Genomic DNA, 18,299 nt, shown 5'->3' with positions numbered 1-18,299 from the left:
ATTTTGCGATTCAACGAGAGCCAGTGTACGGCGAAAGCTGCAAACATCCGTCAGGGGGTGTAAAACTACGTAAAGCGATGGATTGGTGCGGTAGGAACACGCTATTTTGCCTGCGGAGGGCTACAAAAATGAATAAAATCCTGTTGGTAGATGATGACCGCGAATTAACTTCGCTTTTGAAAGAACTGTTGGAAATGGAAGGTTTTGAAGTTGAAGTCGCCAGCGACGGTGAACAAGCACTAAACCTGCTTGATAACTCAATTGATCTGCTGTTACTTGATGTCATGATGCCAAAGAAGAACGGCATCGACACATTGAAAGAATTACGTCAACAATATCAAACGCCTGTCATTATGTTGACCGCTCGCGGCAGCGAGTTAGATCGTGTGCTCGGTCTGGAACTGGGTGCAGACGACTACTTGCCAAAACCGTTTAACGATCGTGAACTGGTTGCACGTATTCGCGCCATTCTGCGTCGCTCTAACTGGAGCGAACAGCAGCAGCAACATGACAACAGCTCACCGACCCTGGAAGTGGACTGCCTGCGTCTCAACCCAGGACGACAGGAAGCCAGTTTCGATGACGAGACGCTGGATCTTACCGGCACCGAATTCACTCTGCTCTATCTTCTGGCGCAACATCTGGGACAGGTCGTGTCGCGCGAGCACCTGAGCCAGGAAGTGCTTGGCAAGCGTTTAACGCCATTTGACCGCGCCATTGATATGCATATCTCCAATTTACGGCGAAAATTGCCTGAGCGCCGTGATGGTCATCCCTGGTTTAAAACGTTGCGTGGCCGCGGCTATCTGATGGTTTCGGCATCATGATTGGAAGTTTGACCACCCGTATCTTCGCCATCTTCTGGTTAACGCTAGCGTTGGTGTTGATGCTGGTGTTAATGGTGCCCAAGCTGGATTCCCGGCAAATGACCTCGCTACTGCAAAGTGAACAGCGGCAAGGCTTGATGATTGAGCAGCACGTGGAGGCGGAACTACTGCAGGATCCACCGAATGATTTGATGTGGTGGCGTCGGCTGTTTCGCGCTGTAGAAAAATGGGCACCGCCTGGTCAACGCTTGCTACTGGTTACCAGCGAAGGTCGTGTGATTGGCGCGCAGCATAATGAAATGCAGGTAATTCGTAATTTTATTGGCCAGTCAGATAACGCCGATCATCCACAGAAAAAGAAATACGGGCGCGTAGAGTTGGTTGGGCCTTTCGCCGTGCGTGATGGCGAAGATAATTATCAGCTCTACATGATCCGTCCTGCCACCAGCTCCCAGCTCGACTTTGTCAATCTCCTTTTTGACCGTCCGCTATTGTTGTTAATTGTTACAATGCTCATCAGCTCGCCGTTGCTGTTGTGGCTGGCATGGAGCCTGGCGCGTCCGGCTCGTAAATTGAAATACGCTGCGGATGAGGTAGCAAGCGGTAATTTGCGTCAACACCCGGAACTGGAATCTGGCCCGCAAGAATTTTTAGCCGCAGGATCCAGCTTCAACCAAATGGTGAGCGCGCTCGAACGCATGATGAACGGTCAGCAGCGTTTACTTTCGGACATCAGCCATGAGTTGCGTACTCCGCTTACCCGCCTGCAACTGGCAACGGCTTTATTACGTCGTCGCCAGGGTGAAGGCAAAGAGCTGGAACGTATAGAAACGGAAGCACAACGGCTGGATGGCATGATTAATGACTTGCTGGTGTTGTCGCGCACGCAGCATAAAAATGCGTTAATCAGCGAAGCGATGAAGGCGAACCAGCTCTGGAATGGCGTACTGGAAGACGCTAAATTCGAAGCGGAACAAATGGGGAAAAAAATGGATATTCCTTATCCGCCTGGCCCGTGGCCGCTGTATGGCAATCCACATGCGCTGGAAAGTGCGCTAGAGAATATTGTGCGTAACGCGCTGCGCTATTCAAATTCTCATATCAGCGTGAGCTTCTCAGTGGATATTTCCGGTATCACCGTACACGTCGATGATGATGGCCCCGGCGTGAGCGCTGAAGATCGTGAGCAAATTTTCCGCCCGTTCTATCGCACTGATGAGGCCCGCGATCGCGAATCCGGTGGGACCGGCTTAGGTTTGGCGATCGTGGATACCGCTATTCAGCAACACCATGGGTGGGTGAAAGCCGATGACAGCCCGCTTGGTGGCTTGCGTCTGACTATCTGGTTGCCGCTTTACTCCTCTGCCCGACAATAATTTGTTATGCTTCGGCCCTTGTCATCGGGGGCCTTATGCATATCGTATTATTTGAACCAGAAATCCCACCTAATACCGGCAACATTATTCGCCTTTGCGCTAATACCGGCTTTCAGCTGCATTTGATTGAACCCCTCGGCTTTGCCTGGGATGACAAACGTCTGCGCCGCGCCGGGCTGGATTATCACGAATTCACCGCCGTTAAAAAGCATGCCGGTTATCAGGCGTTTCTCGCTACTGAGCGCCCTGCCCGACTATTTGCCTTAACCACCAAAGGCACGCCTGCACACAGTGCTGTGCATTACCATGCGGAAGATTACCTGCTGTTTGGACCAGAAAGTCGCGGCTTGCCCGCTGAAATCCTGGATGCCTTGCCGGCACAGCAGAAAATCCGCATTCCGATGATGGCAGAAAGTCGCAGCATGAATTTATCGAATGCGGTGTCAGTGGTGGTATATGAAGCGTGGCGCCAGCTGAATTATGCTGGCGCGCTGATTAAACGCTAGATGCCATCACCAAACTGGAATCCCGCCAGGCTACCATTGAAGTGCTGATCCATATCCATTGACGGTTTTTCGCTGCCGGGCTTGCCGACAATACGTGCGGGTACGCCCGCAGCGGTGGTATGGGGCGGAACCGGTTGTAAAACCACAGAACCCGCACCGATTTTAGCGCCGCGTCCCACTTCGATATTACCCAGGATTTTCGCTCCCGCGCCGACCATCACGCCTTCACGGATTTTTGGATGGCGATCGCCGCTGGTTTTTCCGGTGCCGCCGAGCGTTACCGATTGCAGGATCGATACATCGTTTTCAACCACAGCGGTTTCGCCAATCACAATGCCGGTTGCGTGGTCGAGCATGATGCCGCAACCAATTTTCGCTGCTGGATGAATATCTACCGCGAACGATACCGATATCTCATTTTGCAGATACACAGCAAGCGCACGACGCCCTTCGTTCCACAGCCAGTGGCCGATACGATAAGCCTGCAAAGCATGGAATCCTTTAAGATAAAGCAACGGCGTCGAATATTTATCCACAGCGGGATCGCGCTGACGCACCGCCTGAATATCGTAGGCCGCCGAGGCGATCATTGATGCATCTTCACGATAGGCTTCTTCAACGATTTCGCGAATGGCAATCGCTGGCATAATTGGATTGGCGAGTTTATTCGCCAGCATGTAACTCAGCGCGCTGCCGAGATTTTCATGCTTAAGCAATGTCGCATGGTAAAAACTGGCCAACATTGGCTCACAATCTGCCAATGCGCGCGCTTCCGCTTTGATATTGTTCCAGACCATTTCTAACTCATCAGACGACATTGCTGTTTTCTCCCGATAAAAAAAGCGCCTGAATTGGCGCTACAGGTGATTACGCTTCGCTCCCTGCTTTAGCTGCTGCTGTTTTCGTCCTTCCTTGTACGCCCCAGCAGACTCAATGCTGCATCTCGCGCTGGTTTTTCGCAATATAGTACCTGATAAATCTGCTCGGTAATTGGCATTTCTACGCCAGTTCTGGCGGCTAATGCTTTGACTTCTTTAGTGTTTCTGTAACCTTCTACAACTTGTCCGATAATGCGTTGTGCGCTGTCAACGTCTTCGCCCTGTCCCAGCATCATGCCAAAACGACGGTTGCGTGACTGATTATCGGTACAGGTCAACACTAAATCGCCCAGTCCTGCCATGCCCATAAAGGTCGTCGGGTCAGCACCCAACGCAGCGCCTAAACGGCTCATTTCTGCCAGACCGCGGGTAATAAGCGCGGTACGTGCGTTTGCGCCAAAACCGATGCCGTCAGAGATACCCGCCCCGATAGCGATAACGTTTTTAACCGCACCACCTAACTGCACGCCAATAAAATCGGGGTTGTTGTAAACGCGGAAGCTTTTACCGCAATGCAGTTTCTGCTGCAAATCTTCAGCGAACGCCCCTTCGGTAGCGGATAACGCAATCGCCGTAGGCAATCCCGCCGCTAATTCTTTAGCAAAGGTCGGACCTGAAATCACAGCCAATGGAATAGAATCGCCCAGGATTTCACGCGCCATATCTTGCAATAAACGCCCGGTTTCTTTTTCCAGACCTTTAGTCGCCCAGACAATACGAGAATCGGCACGCAAATGCGGTTTGATTTGCGTTAGTACATCCCCGAAAACGTGGCTTGGCACTACGACTAACAAATCGCGACTGGCGGCAATGGCCTTAACCAGATCAGGCTCAAGCGCAAGGTTGTCAGGAAAAGGCACATCGGGCAAAAAAGCGGTGTTGCAGCGATCGGACTGGAGTTGCGCCAGATGCGCAGGATTGTGTCCCCACAATAATACCGGGTGGCCATTACGGGCCAGAGTAATCGCCAAAGCGGTGCCGTACGAGCCAGCACCGATGACGCTAATCGAAGCGTTATGTGTCATCAGGCATCCTGATGTTGTTCAGCGCCTTCTTCACCTTGCTGCTGCAGGTAGTTCATGAACAGGGCATCAAAGTTAACTGGCGCCAGATTAAGCTGCGGGAAAGTGCCACGCGAAACTAAACTGGTGATGCATTCACGGGCATACGGGAACAGAATGTTCGGGCAGTATGCGCCCAGGCAGTGTGCCATTTGCGTACCTTCAATGCCGCTAATGGTAAAGATACCGGCCTGCTGAACTTCGCACAGAAATGCAGTTTCTTCACCAACGGTCGCCGTCACGGTCACGCGCAGCACCACTTCATAAACTTCATCCGCCAGTTGTGAAGATGCCGTATCCAGATCCAGTTTTACATCCGGCTCCCACTCTTTTTGGAAAACCTGCGGTGCATTTGGCGCTTCAAAAGAGATGTCTTTGGTGTAAACGCGTTGAATCTGGAATTGCATTTCGTTGGTGTTATGTTCTGACATGTAACTAAGTCCTGTGAGTTAAAATGTTCAGCGTAAACTACGCCTGCAGTAACGGATCTAAACCTTCGCGACCATCAAGCGCGAAAAGATCGTCGCAGCCGCCAATGTGCTGCGCATCAATAAAAATCTGTGGAACGGTAGTACGGCCGCTGCGTTTGATCATCTCTTCGCGTTTCGCCATGTCCCCATCAATAGGGATCTCCTGGAACGATACGCCTTTCTGACTTAACAGCGCCTTTGCCCGGTGGCAATAAGGGCAGGTAGCTTTGGTGTAAATCTCAATGTTTGCCATGGATTGTATCTCAGTAAGGTTATTTACCGCGGACTAACGGCAGATTTTCACCGCTCCAGCCGCTTACGCCATCTTTCAGCACGGTAACCTGAGTAAAACCTGCCGCGCTGAGATGTGCAGCAGGCTCTGCTGCGCTTTGTCCGGTTGCACACACCACAATTATGGGCTGTGCTTTATGTTTTTCCAGCTCGCCAAAGCTGCCTTTTTTTATGTCTGCCGCAGCCACGTTCAGTGCACCAGAAATGTGCCCTTTGCGATAATCGTCGCGCGAACGTACGTCTACAACTACCGCGTCCTCTTTATTAATCAGGCGGGTTGCTTCACCGCGGCTGATCGTTTTTACCTTAGAGAACATCCCCTTAACGGTAGTCACAATCACCAGAATGAGTAAAACAACCCATGCCAGACTCAGGATGGGGTGATTGCTTGCAAACTGCATAATTTCTTGCATGTGGGATAACGACTCCAGACCGGGCTAATAAGCTAAAACAAGGGTTCTGAGTATACCTGCGCCACTTCGCATGTACAGACGCTAAGCGGCCAGAGTTAGGATTTGTGCATCATTTTCCAAAAAAAGTGGCCGAATGGCAAAAATGGCGCAACGCTTATGCCTGGTTTAGACGAAAACAGACATGTCTGGAAAAGCAAATGGTGGCCCGGCGCACTGGTAAGCGGCTGTTCATCGTGGAATAATCATTGGCCTATGAAGGGAAAAACAATCGTTTTACATACAAGGACCCGTCGCAACGGTGCTAACCTGCCGTTGTCCACCTATTTGTCCGCCCTCTCCTTCAGCCTGCTTTGCGCGGGCGCGTTGTTATTGCCGGTCGCTGCTCAGAGCGCAGACGACAACAAATCGCAGCTGAAGTCTATCCAGCAAAATATTGCCGAAAAAGAAAAAATCGTTAAAGCGCAAAAACTGCAGCGCAGCAAACTGCTCGATCAGCTCCAGAGTCAGGAAAAGGTTATCGCGCAGGCCAGTCGTCAACTGCGAGAAACGCGCAACAGCCTTTCCGCGCTAAATAGCGAAATCAGTCAGCTTGCCGCGTCGATTGCCCGGCTGGAAAAACAGCAGACGCAGCAAGAAACACTGCTGTCACAACAGTTAGACGCGGCTTTTCGCCAGGGCCAGCACAATGGCCTGCAACTGCTGCTGGGCGGGGAAGAAAGTCAACGTAGCGAACGTATTCTGGCCTACTTTGGCTATCTGAATGAGGCTCGTCAGCAGAGTATTGAGGCGCTGAAAAAGACGCGTCAGACGTTGAGCCAACAGCGTAGTACGCTGGAACAAAAGCAGCAGCAGCAAAAATCGCTGTTAGCGCAGCAGCAAGGCCAGCAGGATAAGCTGCAACAGGCGAGCGCGGCGCGTAAGAAAACGTTGAGCGTACTGGAAAGCTCGCTTGAGAAAGATCAGGCTGACCTGGTAGAAATGCGCCAGAACGAAAGCCGTCTGCAAAACAAAATCGCCAGAGCTGAACGTGAAGCACGTGAACGTGCGGCGCGTGAAGCACGTGAAGCCGAACAGGTTCGCCAGCGCCAGGCTCAGGCCAGAGCCAAAGGTTCTCATTATCAGCCGACACAAAGTGAGCGCGAGCTGATGGCGCGCACCGGTGGCTTAGGCCGTCCTGGCGGGCAAGCCTTGTGGCCCGTGCACGGACGCGTTGAACACCGCTTTGGTGAACAACTGCAAGGCGAATTACGCTGGAAAGGTTTGGTGATTGACGCGCCGGAAGGTACGGAAGTCAAAGCCATTGCCGACGGCCGTGTCTTAATGGCCGACTGGCTGCAAGGATATGGACTTGTGGTGGTTATTGAGCACGGTAAAGGCGACATGAGCCTTTACGGCTACAACCAAAGTGCGCTGGTGAGTGTAGGTGCTCAGGTGAAGGCAGGACAGCCTATCGCTTTAGTGGGCACCAGCGGCGGCCGCGGCACGCCATCGCTCTATTTTGAAATCCGACGTCAGGGAAAGGCCGTCAACCCACTTCCGTGGTTAGGAAAATAAGCTTTGCTTCATCTTCGAAAACTCTCCGCCATCGTGAGCGGATTATTGCTCAGCTGCGTCGCTCACGCAGGCAAACTCGCCATCGTTATTGATGACTTTGGCTACCGTCCTACCGAAGAAAACAAAGTGTTGCAGATGCCGCCAGCGATTTCAGTCGCCGTGCTGCCTAATGCGCCGCAAGCGCGCAATATGGCAATCAAAGCACATCAGCGTGGCCATGAAGTGCTGATCCATCTGCCGATGGCGCCACTCAGCAAACAGCCGCTGGAAAAAGACACATTAACGCCTGATATGAATAGCGCCGAGATTGAGCGTATCATTCGTGAAGCCGTCAATAATGTCCCTTATGCGGTAGGGTTGAATAACCATATGGGCAGCAAGATGACGTCCAGCCTGTTTGGCATGCAGAAAGTAATGCAGGCGCTTAATCAGTACAGTTTTTACTTCCTTGACAGCATGACCATTGGCAACAGCCAGTCGATTCCGGCTGCGCAAGGCACGCATGTTAAGGTCCTAAAGCGCCGCGTTTTTCTTGATGACAGCCAGGATATTCATGCCATACGGCAACAGTTTAACCGCGCGGTTAAACTGGCACAGCGTGATGGCTATGCCATAGCGATTGGTCATCCCCATCCCAATACCGTGCGCGTGCTTCAGCAAATGTTGCCAACTTTACCTGCGGACATCACGCTGGTGCGTCCTGGTCAGTTACTGAATGAGCCGTTACACAATGGCAACTCTGGTAATAAGCAGATAAACAAACCGCCAAAAGCCACGCCTGCCACTCCCCATTTCCAGCCGCCAGGCGTGTGTGAATCCAGACAGCCGCTGACGCCGGTTCCAGCGACACGTGCGCTGACGGTAGTCACTGAAAGCATCAGTCAGAGCTCTCTGTTTGGCACGCTGCATCGGCTGTTTTAAACGCGCTCAATGCGCCTGAGCGTGCGCTCCACGCTCAGTCACCGGCAAAAATTATTATGTCGGCCGACAGCTCAGACCATGCGAGGGAATAGTGAAACGGATGACGAAACAGGCCCGAAACGTTCTGCAACTGGCTAGCGACCCAAAACCGAGCGGCCGCGCTGGCGGTCGTTATTTAATCCCAGCTCAGCACCACTTTTCCTGAACGTCCCGAACGCATGTCATCGAAACCCTGCTGAAATTCATCAATGTGATAACGATGGGTAATAATGGGTGCCAGATCGAGTCCCGACTGGAGCAGCGCGGTCATTTTATACCAGGTTTCAAACATCTCGCGGCCATAAATGCCTTTGATGAACAGCCCTTTGAAAATTACCTGATTCCAGTCGATAGCCATTTCAGCCGGTGGGATACCCAGCAAGGCAATATGTCCTCCATGATTCATGACTTCCAGCAAACTGCGAAAAGCAGGCGGCGCTCCCGACATCTCTAAGCCAATATCAAAACCTTCAGTCATGCCAAGGGATTGCATTACATCATGAAGATCTTCTTGCGCCACGTTAACGGCTCGCGTCACGCCCATGCTGCGCGCCAGCGCAAGGCGATAATCATTCACATCGGTGATCACTACGTTACGCGCACCAGCATGCCGACAGACTGCCGCCGCCATAATACCAATCGGTCCCGCGCCGCTCACCAGGACATCTTCGCCAACCAGATCAAAGGAGAGCGCAGTATGCACTGCGTTACCAAAAGGGTCGAAAATCGCGGCCAGTTCGTCAGATATATTGTCAGGGATTTTAAAGGCGTTATACGCCGGAATGACCAGATATTCGGCAAAACATCCCTGGCGATTTACCCCTACGCCTGCCGTGTTGCGGCACAAATGCCTCTTCCCGGCGCGACAGTTGCGGCAATGCCCACAGGTAATGTGACCTTCGCCGGAAACGCGATCGCCCAGCGTAAAACCTTTCACTTCCTGCCCTATCGCCACTACTTCGCCGACATACTCGTGTCCGGTAATCATGGGTACAGGAACGGTTTTTTGTGACCAGTCGTCCCAGTTATAAATATGCACATCCGTTCCGCAAATGGCAGTTTTACGGATTTTTATCAGCAGATCGTTGTGGCCCGGCTCAGGTTGGGTTGCATCCGTTACCATCCAAATCCCTTGCTCTTTTTTCAGCTTAGCGAGTGCTTTCATTATCGGCTCCTCAGACAATCACGCCAAGCTGCTGGCCGATGCGAGTGAAAGCCGCCACTGCGCGTTCCAGTTGTTGTTGGGTATGCGCCGCAGAAATTTGGGTACGGATGCGCGCCTGACCTTTAGGCACCACAGGGTAAAAGAAGCCCGTCACGTAGATCCCTTCCTGCTGCAGCAGACGGGAAAACTCCTGCGCTACACTCGCGTCGCCGAGCATTACCGGGATGATGGCGTGATCGGCACCCGCCAGCGTAAATCCGGCGGCAGTCATTTTTTCGCGGAAATAACGCGCGTTACGCCACAGACGCTGGCGCAATTCGTCGCCTTCGCTTAACAGCTCCAGCACACGCATCGAAGCGGCGACAATGGCAGGCGCTAATGAATTGGAGAACAGATAAGGACGGGAACGCTGGCGTAACCATTCAACCACTTCGGCTTTGGCGGCGGTATAGCCACCGGACGCGCCGCCAAGCGCTTTACCCAGAGTCCCGGTAATAATGTCGACGCGGCCCATTACATCACAATACTCGTGAGTACCGCGCCCGGTATGACCAACAAACCCCACCGCGTGAGAATCATCCACCATTACCAGCGCGGAGAATTCGTCGGCAAGGTCGCAAATTGCGTTTAAACTGGCAATCACGCCATCCATCGAAAACACCCCATCGGTGGCGATGAGAATATGACGAGCGCCTTTATCACGCGCTTCCTGCAAACGCGCGCGTAGTTCCTGCATATCGTTGTTGGCATAGCGATAACGCTGAGCTTTACACAGGCGCACGCCGTCAATAATTGAAGCGTGATTTAACGCATCAGAAATGATGGCATCTTCCGCACCCAAAAGGGTTTCAAACAGACCGCCATTTGCATCAAAACAGGATGAGTAAAGAATCGCGTCTTCCATACCGAGAAATTCGGCCAGCTTTTTTTCCAGCTGCTTATGGGTATCTTGAGTCCCGCAGATAAAGCGCACTGAGGCCATGCCAAAGCCGTGCGAATCCATCCCCTCTTTAGCTGCCTGAATCAGGGCGGGATGATTAGCTAAGCCTAAGTAGTTATTGGCACAGAAGTTAATGACGTGATTGTCATGGCCCACGGCTATATCGGTTTGCTGCGCCGAGGTGATGATACGTTCTTGTTTAAACAAGCCTTCCTGACGCGCCGTATCCAGTTGCTGACGTAATTGCTGGTAAAATTGCGCTGCCATCATTACTTTCCTCAATTGGCGAAAACCTGGAACATCTTACTGAACAGTTAGCCCAGCCACGATAATTCGCCCAACAGAATGTCAAATTTGCAGCATAGTTCACGTCACAGAGCATGAAGTACAAATCGTTACTGAGTCATCTGGCTGTCTGCATCTTGATGAAATGTTATGATGATAGACATTAGCGTGTGAAACCTCCTGTTTCACCCCATAACTTCGAAGGTATTAACATGATTATCGTAACTGGCGGCGCAGGAATGATTGGCAGCAATATCGTCAAGGCGCTGAATGATCGCGGTCACACCGATATTTTGGTGGTGGATAATCTGAAAGATGGCACCAAATTTGTGAATTTGGTCGATCTGAACATCAGCGATTTCATGGACAAAGAAGAGTTTCTTATCAGCGTAATGGCGGGTGACGATCTCGGACCTGTCGAAGCGGTATTCCACGAAGGTGCATGCTCCGCCACCACAGTGTGGGATGGCAAATACATGATGGATAACAACTATCAGTATTCAAAAGAGCTGCTGCATTTCTGTCTTGAACGTGAAATTCCTTTCCTGTATGCCTCTTCTGCCGCGACTTATGGCGGCCGCAACGAAAACTTTATCGAAGAGCGCCAGTATGAACAGCCGCTGAACGTTTATGGCTACTCAAAAATGCTGTTCGATCATTACGTGCGTCAGATCCTGCCAGAAGCGACTTCACCGGTGTGTGGATTCCGTTACTTTAACGTTTACGGACCGCGCGAAGGTCACAAAGGCAGCATGGCAAGCGTGGCTTTCCATCTGAATACCCAAATCAGCAATGATGAAAATCCAAAACTGTTTGAAGGCAGTGAGAGCTTCAAACGAGATTTTATCCATGTTGATGATGTCGCTGCGGTTAATTTATGGTGCTGGGAAAACGGTATTTCCGGCATTTATAACTGCGGTACTGGCCGTGCGGAATCCTTCCAGGAAGTGGCCGATGCCGTATTGAAATTCCATCAAAAAGGCCAAATCGAATACATTCCGTTCCCGGAAAAACTGAAAGGCCGCTATCAGGCTTATACGCAGGCTGATCTGACCAGGCTGCGTGCCGCCGGGTATGACAAACCGTTTAAAACCGTGGCACAAGGCGTGGCTGAATACATGGTTTGGCTGAACCGTAACGCGTAAAGGAATCTGTACCGGTAATGAAAATTCTGGTAATCGGCCCTTCCTGGGTCGGCGATATGATGATGTCGCAAAGTCTCTATCGCACGCTCAAAGCCGAACATCCTGATGCCGTGATTGACGTGATGGCACCTGCCTGGTGTCGTCCGTTATTATCCCGCATGCCGGAAGTGAATCAGGCGCTGGCGATGCCGCTTGGACATGGCGCGCTTGAAATCAGCGAACGCCGTCGTCTTGGCAATTCGCTGCGCGCGAGTGGTTATGACCGCGCCTATGTTCTGCCTAACTCCTTCAAATCTGCTTTGGTGCCGTTCTTTGCCGGGATTAAACATCGGGTTGGCTGGCGTGGCGAGATGCGTTATGGCCTGCTTAACGATCTGCGCAAGCTGGACAAAGCCGCGTTTCCGCTGATGGTCGAGCGCTATGTGGCGCTGGGCTATGACCGGCCCGTTAGCTCAGCGCAGCAGCTGCCTCAGCCGCTGTTGTGGCCCAAATTACAGGTTGATGATCAGGAAAAAATCGAAACGGCTGCGCATTATCAGCTTTCCGCCGTTCGCCCGATCGTTGGCTTTTGTCCCGGCGCTGAGTTTGGCCCGGCTAAACGCTGGCCGCACTATCATTACGCCGCTCTGGCACAGCAATTAATCAGTGAAGGCTATCAGGTAGTGCTGTTTGGTTCGGCAAAAGACCATCCAACAGGCGATGAGATTATTGCAGCACTGCCAGCAGATGCCCGCTCCCATTGCCGTAACCTGGCGGGCGATACTTCACTTGAGCAGGCCGTGATTCTTTTGGCACATTGCCGTGCCGTGGTAAGCAATGATTCTGGTTTAATGCATATCGCGGCGGCGTTAAACCGGCCGCTCGTGGCGCTGTATGGACCGAGCAGCCCTGACTTCACGCCGCCCCTCTCCGCTCGTGCCCGCGTGATTCGCCTGATTACCGGCTATCATAAAGTGCGTAAAGGTGATGCGGAGCAAGGGTATCATCAGAGCCTGATTGATATTCAGCCGACTCGCGTTTATCAGACGTTAACCGAGCTGCTAAGTAACGAACAGGAGACGGTATGCACGTCCTGATCGTTAAAACCTCTTCCATGGGCGACGTGCTGCATACGCTTCCCGCGCTAACCGACGCCATGCATGCTATTCCGGGCATCCGTTTTGATTGGGTGGTAGAGGAGAATTTTGCTCAAATCCCGAGCTGGCATCCTGCGGTCGATAAGGTCTTACCCGTCGCGATTCGTCGCTGGCGTAAACACTGGTTCGGTAGCCAACAGCGTGAAGAGCGGGTGTTATTCAAACGTGAATTACAGTCGCGTCAGTACGATATTGTGATAGACGCACAGGGGTTAATTAAGAGCGCCGCGCTGGTCACGCGTCTTGCGCGGGGTGTGAAGCACGGCCAGGACAGCCGCAGCGCGCGTGAACCTTTCGTGAGCTGGTGGTATGACAAACGCCATGAAATCAGCAAGAAGCAACATGCTGTTGAGCGTACACGCGAGTTATTTGCCAAAAGTCTTGGCTATGAAAAACCGCAAACACAAGGCGATTACTCTATCGCGGCGCATTTCTCTGCGCTAACGACAAATGAAACCGTGCCATATTTGGTTTTTCTTCATGCCACAACGCGCGATAACAAGCACTGGCCAGAAGCGCACTGGCGTGAATTGATTGAGCAGGTCCAGCCGTTCGGATTAAAAGTGAAGCTGCCGTGGGGAGCAGAGCATGAACATCAGCGTGCCCGGCGCCTGGCAGAAGGATTTAATGATGTAGAAGTCCTGCCAAAACTGTCGCTGGAAGCCGTGGCGCAACAGCTGGCGGGGGCGCGTGCCGTGGTGTCAGTGGATACCGGTTTGAGTCATCTAACAGCAGCGCTTGACCGTCCAAATATTACGTTATACGGACCAACCGATCCGGGACTCATTGGCGGTTATGGCAAAAATCAGCAAATCGTCATCGCACCAGGGCATAACTTAACACAGCTTTCGGCCCAAACGGTCATTGAAAAACTCCGGGTCTTTTTAGCAGAAGGCGCTCAATGAATTATGTGTTGATCTATTTGCTGCTGGTGCCATTTCGGACGGTAATGCGGCTGTTTTATCGTCCAACCGGACGAAGTCTGGTGATTCAAACGGCTAAGATTGGCGATTTTATCAATATCACGCCGATGCTACGTGCATTAGGTCAGTCCGATGTATTAATTAGCAAAGCAGTGGAGCCGCTGGCTCGTCATGACGATACAATTGCCCGCTATTTTTTGATTGAAGATGCCAGGCGTAGCTTTGCCGCCAAGCTAAAACTGGCGTTTACGCTGATGAATCGCTACGACAATGTTTATCTGGTCCAACCTAACAGCGTGAACCTTTTTTTTGCGGCGCTATGTAATGCGTCAAATAAACAGTTTCTGCGTACCTATGTACGTAAGTCCTATCACGTCGTGTTCTATCGTAGCGCCAGTGGCGTTGTCGAGCACAGCAAACAGGATCTTACCCTGGACAGTTATCTCAAACTGATTAACCGTCAGTATCGATATACTGATTTTCCAAAACATGCGACCTCGCCTTTATGGCAACCGTCTTCTCCTCCCGCCGCGCTGCTCGCATCGCCACAAACAATTAAAATTGGAATCAGTATTTCAGCGGGAAACCGTGCCAAAACCATCCCAGCCACAACCTGGAAGAAATTACTGGATGGTCTGGCGAATCTGCCTTGCACCTACTACATATTTGGCCCGCCCGCCGAACAGCCATGGCTGGATGAGTTATTAAACTTAACAGGCCCAAAAGAGAATATCGTCAGCCTGATTGGGACATTAAAGTTAGAGGAGGTTCCCTGGGCAATCGGGCAGATGAACTTTTATATCTCGTCAGATTCGGGGAATGCTTATATCGCAGATGCACAAGCGATACCTGTCATTATGCTATACGGCCCTTGCGAAATCAGAGAGCAGCGCCCGGTTAACAACGTTTTATTTATTGGCCCTAAAAATAGCGTTGCATCGACATTTGTCTTTGCGACGCGTTTCCATTTTGATCAGCCAGCGGAAGAATTATTTGGGTTGAATGCGGAAAAAATCACCGAAATCCAGGCATTTATTAAGAATAACTCAGGACAATAAAGCACAATGGCAATTATTCAGCTTGCAGACGCTGTACAGCAAAGTACAGTTTTAGTGAATACGCTCTCAGACACGGACGCGGCGCCCGTACATATCGCTTTTGGCATCAATCACGCTTATGCACGTGGTTTAGGCATTACCCTTTTTTCGCTATTAATAAATCATCCACATACTGCTTTTCACGCCCACATTTTCTCTGATTCTCTTGATGAAAAAGATGTAAAAAAACTTCAATCGCTGGCCGAAGCCTATCCGCTCATCATTACTTTGCATATTTTTAACAGCACCTGGCTAGATAATTTGCCAGCAGTCGGACGCTATCCTAAAAGCATTTATTACCGTTTTTTGATTCCTGAAACCGTTGCGCGCTACAGTGACCGCGTTATTTATATTGATGCCGATACCTTGGTGGTGGGTGATTACTCGCCACTGTTTATGCTGGATATTGGTCAGTATACGCTTTGTGCCTGTAACGACACGCCTCGGGCACGGCAAAATCAATGTAATAAGCTGGGACTATCGTCAGGTAATTATTTTAACTCAGGCTTTATGCTCATCAATATTCCCCGATGGTTAGCCAGTAATACAACGGAACGGATCACCGATGTGCTGGTCAAACAAGGCACGGAGTTTGGGTTTCCCGATCAAGACGCATTGAATTTGGTACTGGAAGAGGATGTGTTGATTCTGCCGGAACGCTATAACCATATCTATGACATCATCGCCAATAAGGTCTGGCACGCATTCCGCGTGCCGGAAGATACCGTCATGATTCATTATACGGGCAAGTGTAAACCCTGGCATGCGTGGGGCGGCGGCGATCTTTCTTTGATTTATTTCGATTATTATCAACGCTCACCCTGGGCTGATCAGCCGCTTGATTTACCTGGAAATCATAAAGAAATGAAGCGATTTTCTCGTATCAAATGGCATCAAAAACATTACGCTGAAAGTGTTTCCTGGATGATGAATTACATCAGACATAAGTTTTTTAACTGAGGGCGGCAATGCGCATCGTTCATTTTGCGAAATTCATCTTTACTGAAGATATGCGTGCAAAGCTGTTTTACTGCCTGACGATCATTTCGATGGCGTTTTTTCTCTATTCCGGAGAAGTATCGCGTAATACCTACTATTTTCTGACTTATTTGTCTCTGCTCAGCACATTCTGGATCATCTGGCGCGATAAAAAAGTATTTTTTTACTGGCTGCCTACTTTGTTTTTACTGTTGGGTCTCAGTAAATGGTTATGGGCAACTATCACCACGAATCAACAATTACCGTTAATTGGGGAGCACTATCGCATCAGCGGTAAGAGGATGATATTAGGCGCTTTTGTGCTTTATACTGTCCACCGCCTCAGTCCAAAATGGACGCTGTCGCCGCGCATGGTGCAGACCGGAACATTAATGCTGTGCTTAATGTTAATCCTTATCACCCTGACAGGTATCCATGGCTTTATGGTAACCGGCGAGCGACCCAAAATAAATTCTGATGCCGCCACGTCGGGTGCGTATATGTTTACGTTACTGGCTCTCGTCACCCTTTGGTCAATCCGTAAGGCTTTTCCACGTCATTATCCGTTACCGTTTTTCCTGATTTTATTTGTTTCGTTTATTTTATTAGGCGTTTCTGAAACCCGCTCAGCGATCCTGCTATTTAGTTTATTTTGCCTTGTGGCGATTATTCATCACATCATGGTGTCGCCCTGGCGTACGCGCGTGATGTGGATAAGCCTGTTTGCTGCCCTTTTAATAGCAGCAACCTTTAGCGCAGCAAAATATTCCTCTCATCTGCTTAACCGTATCGAAACGGTGAAAACGGAAATTGAACAGTATCAGAACGGTGATACCAGCACGTCAATTGGTGGCCGAATCGGCATGTGGCAAGCAGGACTTTGGGCGTTCACACAACACCCATGGGGCCAATCAGCAGACAGCAGAAATCAGGAAGCTAAACACTGGCTTGATATTCACCAACCCGATAACCAAATCGCCTATCTGAATATTCAGTATCATACTCACAATGACATCATCGAGAGTTTATCCTTACAAGGCATTGCTGGTGGTATCACGATGATAGCGTTTTTTGTGGCCCTGCTCGTTTCCCCTTTATGCGGTAAAAAACGTTACTACGAAGGACTACTGCTCGCCATTCCTGTGATCTATTTCAGCATGGGCGATTCCCAGTTTTATAATCGCGAATCTCCCTATTTTATTCTTTTAATCTGGGGTTATTTTGTCATGATGCGGCAATATTCCGCTTCTGTAACCTCGGCAGGGCTTAAATATTGCCATGGTAAATTTATCTGATTCCCCCTTGCTCAGCATTATTACTCCCATGTATAACGCGGGCAGCATGTTCGATGAATTTATGCATTCGTTACTTGCGCAGTCACTGGCATCGCTGGAGATCATCATTGTTAATGATGGATCCAGCGATGGTTCTGGTGAGCGCGCTGACGCCTACGCGCAGCAGCATCCACATATTCAGGTAATTCATCAGGAAAATGGTGGCGTATCACGTGCACGCAATGCCGGTTTAGCCATTGCACGTGGTAAATATGTCACCTTCCCCGATGCGGATGACACCATGGCGCCCAGAATGTATCAGATACTGGTAGAAATGGCTGAAGCGGATAATCTGGATGCAGCTCAGTGTAACGCTGAATGGTTTTTTAAACGGGACCAACGCGCTAAGCCACTCATTCCTCTGGTTCGTTTGCGTAGTACGGGTGTACTCGATGGTGCTAAATGGTTAAGCACCGCGCTGAAAACGCGTCGCTACATGCATGTAGTCTGGTTAGGCATTTACCGTCGGGCATTAATTGAAGAGCATCAATTACAGTTCGAGCCAGGCCTGCATCATCAGGATATTCCATGGACCACCGAGTTTATGCTGCTGGCAAAACGTGTACGTTATACTGATGAGATCCTTTATCGCTATTATATGCATGATGCTTCCATCAGCAATTGCAAACGTACCGGCCAGCGTAATGTGGAATATCAACGGCACTATTTAAAAATTGCCCGCATGCTGGAAGAACTCAATCAACATTATCGCGGCGTGACAAAAATATATCCCGCCTTCCATTATCAAATTACCCATGAAGCGCTTAGCGTTTGCCATAGCGTACGGCGAGAGCCGGACGAAAATGCACGCAACGCTATCATTGCAGATATTTTCTCAACCGGAACCCATCGATGCATGCTGCGAAACGCGCGAGGCGTGAAACAGTGGTATCAGCTTTTGCTGTGGCTCAGCCGCCTTTATCGCTGGCGTTACACTTAACCACAATGGTTGGCTTTAAC

The 18,299-nt window shown here is 50.5% G+C and carries 19 protein-coding genes; 12 read left to right on the top strand and 7 right to left on the bottom strand.

Translation table 11 applies throughout. The annotated features are described in order from the left end of the window. Positions 1-128: 128 nt before the first annotated feature. From cpxR to trmL, 3 genes are read left to right on the top strand one after another with little or no spacing between them, the layout of a single operon-like run. Complete coding sequence (gene cpxR, locus QRY16_RS04790) at positions 129-827, top strand: envelope stress response regulator transcription factor CpxR (RefSeq protein ID WP_193406118.1); 699 nt, start codon at positions 129-131, stop codon at positions 825-827. Continuing rightward, positions 824-2,203, top strand: coding sequence for an envelope stress sensor histidine kinase CpxA (cpxA, locus tag QRY16_RS04785; protein ID WP_289775837.1), 1,380 nt, complete (start codon positions 824-826; stop codon positions 2,201-2,203). Before cpxR ends, cpxA begins: the two co-directional genes overlap by 4 nt. A 35-nt stretch (positions 2,204-2,238) precedes the next feature. Then, a complete protein-coding gene (trmL, locus tag QRY16_RS04780; RefSeq protein ID WP_289775836.1) occupies positions 2,239-2,709 on the top strand; it encodes a tRNA (uridine(34)/cytosine(34)/5-carboxymethylaminomethyluridine(34)-2'-O)-methyltransferase TrmL in 471 nt (156 codons plus the stop codon). Here trmL and cysE read toward each other — a convergent pair. From cysE to QRY16_RS04755, 5 genes are all read right to left on the bottom strand, one after another. Further along, positions 2,706-3,527 carry a serine O-acetyltransferase gene (gene cysE, locus QRY16_RS04775; RefSeq protein WP_193406121.1) on the bottom strand — a complete coding sequence of 274 codons (822 nt, stop codon included), beginning with the start codon at positions 3,525-3,527 and terminating at the stop codon, positions 2,706-2,708. The genes trmL and cysE overlap by 4 nt on opposite strands. Positions 3,528-3,595: 68 nt before the next feature. Next, positions 3,596-4,612 (bottom strand): NAD(P)H-dependent glycerol-3-phosphate dehydrogenase, encoded by a 1,017-nt coding sequence (gpsA, locus tag QRY16_RS04770; protein ID WP_289775835.1) that lies wholly within the window; start codon positions 4,610-4,612, stop codon positions 3,596-3,598. Then, positions 4,612-5,079, bottom strand: coding sequence for a protein-export chaperone SecB (gene secB / locus QRY16_RS04765; RefSeq protein ID WP_193406123.1), 468 nt, complete (start codon positions 5,077-5,079; stop codon positions 4,612-4,614). The genes gpsA and secB overlap by 1 nt, the downstream gene beginning before the upstream one ends. Before the next feature lie 37 nt (positions 5,080-5,116). Further along, positions 5,117-5,371: a glutaredoxin 3 gene (grxC, locus tag QRY16_RS04760; RefSeq protein ID WP_193406124.1), complete on the bottom strand. Its 255-nt coding sequence runs from the start codon at positions 5,369-5,371 to the stop codon at positions 5,117-5,119. 19 nt (positions 5,372-5,390) lie between these two features. After that, positions 5,391-5,822 (bottom strand): rhodanese-like domain-containing protein, encoded by a 432-nt coding sequence (locus QRY16_RS04755; RefSeq protein ID WP_193406125.1) that lies wholly within the window; start codon positions 5,820-5,822, stop codon positions 5,391-5,393. Positions 5,823-6,074: 252 nt separating this feature from the next. Here QRY16_RS04755 and envC point away from each other — a divergent pair, with 252 nt between their 5' ends. Continuing rightward, positions 6,075-7,376, top strand: coding sequence for a murein hydrolase activator EnvC (gene envC / locus QRY16_RS04750; RefSeq protein ID WP_193406126.1), 1,302 nt, complete (start codon positions 6,075-6,077; stop codon positions 7,374-7,376). A 3-nt stretch (positions 7,377-7,379) separates the two neighbouring features. Next, entirely contained in the window at positions 7,380-8,297 is a 918-nt protein-coding gene (locus QRY16_RS04745; RefSeq protein ID WP_193406127.1) for a divergent polysaccharide deacetylase family protein, read from the top strand. A 175-nt stretch (positions 8,298-8,472) separates the two neighbouring features. On the opposite strand, the gene tdh is transcribed toward QRY16_RS04745, so the two are convergent. Both tdh and kbl read right to left on the bottom strand, forming a co-directional pair. Further along, positions 8,473-9,501 (bottom strand): L-threonine 3-dehydrogenase, encoded by a 1,029-nt coding sequence (tdh, locus tag QRY16_RS04740; protein WP_193406128.1) that lies wholly within the window; start codon positions 9,499-9,501, stop codon positions 8,473-8,475. A gap of 10 nt (positions 9,502-9,511) precedes the next feature. Beyond that, positions 9,512-10,708 carry a glycine C-acetyltransferase gene (gene kbl, locus QRY16_RS04735; protein ID WP_289775870.1) on the bottom strand — a complete coding sequence of 399 codons (1,197 nt, stop codon included), beginning with the start codon at positions 10,706-10,708 and terminating at the stop codon, positions 9,512-9,514. 230 nt (positions 10,709-10,938) lie between these two features. On the opposite strand from kbl, the gene rfaD reads away from it, so the two are divergent. From rfaD to QRY16_RS04700, 7 genes are all read left to right on the top strand, one after another. Further along, on the top strand, positions 10,939-11,871 hold the full coding sequence (gene rfaD / locus QRY16_RS04730) for an ADP-glyceromanno-heptose 6-epimerase (RefSeq protein WP_289775834.1): 933 nt from the start codon (positions 10,939-10,941) through the stop codon (positions 11,869-11,871). A gap of 17 nt (positions 11,872-11,888) precedes the next feature. Beyond that, positions 11,889-12,947, top strand: a complete 1,059-nt coding sequence (rfaF, locus tag QRY16_RS04725) for an ADP-heptose--LPS heptosyltransferase RfaF (protein ID WP_289775833.1) — start codon at positions 11,889-11,891, stop codon at positions 12,945-12,947. Continuing rightward, positions 12,935-13,912, top strand: a complete 978-nt coding sequence (rfaC, locus tag QRY16_RS04720) for a lipopolysaccharide heptosyltransferase RfaC (RefSeq protein ID WP_193406131.1) — start codon at positions 12,935-12,937, stop codon at positions 13,910-13,912. Before rfaF ends, rfaC begins: the two co-directional genes overlap by 13 nt. Beyond that, positions 13,909-14,988: a glycosyltransferase family 9 protein gene (locus QRY16_RS04715; protein WP_193406132.1), complete on the top strand. Its 1,080-nt coding sequence runs from the start codon at positions 13,909-13,911 to the stop codon at positions 14,986-14,988. The genes rfaC and QRY16_RS04715 overlap by 4 nt, the downstream gene beginning before the upstream one ends. A gap of 6 nt (positions 14,989-14,994) precedes the next feature. Continuing rightward, a complete protein-coding gene (locus tag QRY16_RS04710) occupies positions 14,995-15,987 on the top strand; it encodes a glycosyltransferase family 8 protein (protein WP_193406133.1) in 993 nt (330 codons plus the stop codon). A gap of 218 nt (positions 15,988-16,205) precedes the next feature. Beyond that, on the top strand, positions 16,206-17,300 hold the full coding sequence (locus QRY16_RS04705; protein ID WP_289775832.1) for an O-antigen ligase family protein: 1,095 nt from the start codon (positions 16,206-16,208) through the stop codon (positions 17,298-17,300). After that, positions 17,284-18,279 carry a glycosyltransferase gene (locus QRY16_RS04700; protein ID WP_193406137.1) on the top strand — a complete coding sequence of 332 codons (996 nt, stop codon included), beginning with the start codon at positions 17,284-17,286 and terminating at the stop codon, positions 18,277-18,279. The genes QRY16_RS04705 and QRY16_RS04700 overlap by 17 nt, the downstream gene beginning before the upstream one ends. The last annotated feature ends 20 nt before the right edge of the window (positions 18,280-18,299 follow it).

The sequence above is a fragment of the Mixta mediterraneensis genome (assembly GCF_030283135.1).
Taxonomy (GTDB): domain Bacteria; phylum Pseudomonadota; class Gammaproteobacteria; order Enterobacterales; family Enterobacteriaceae; genus Pantoea; species Pantoea mediterraneensis.
Note: the sequence above shows the minus strand (reverse complement) of the source record. Positions and strands in the feature narration are given on the sequence as shown.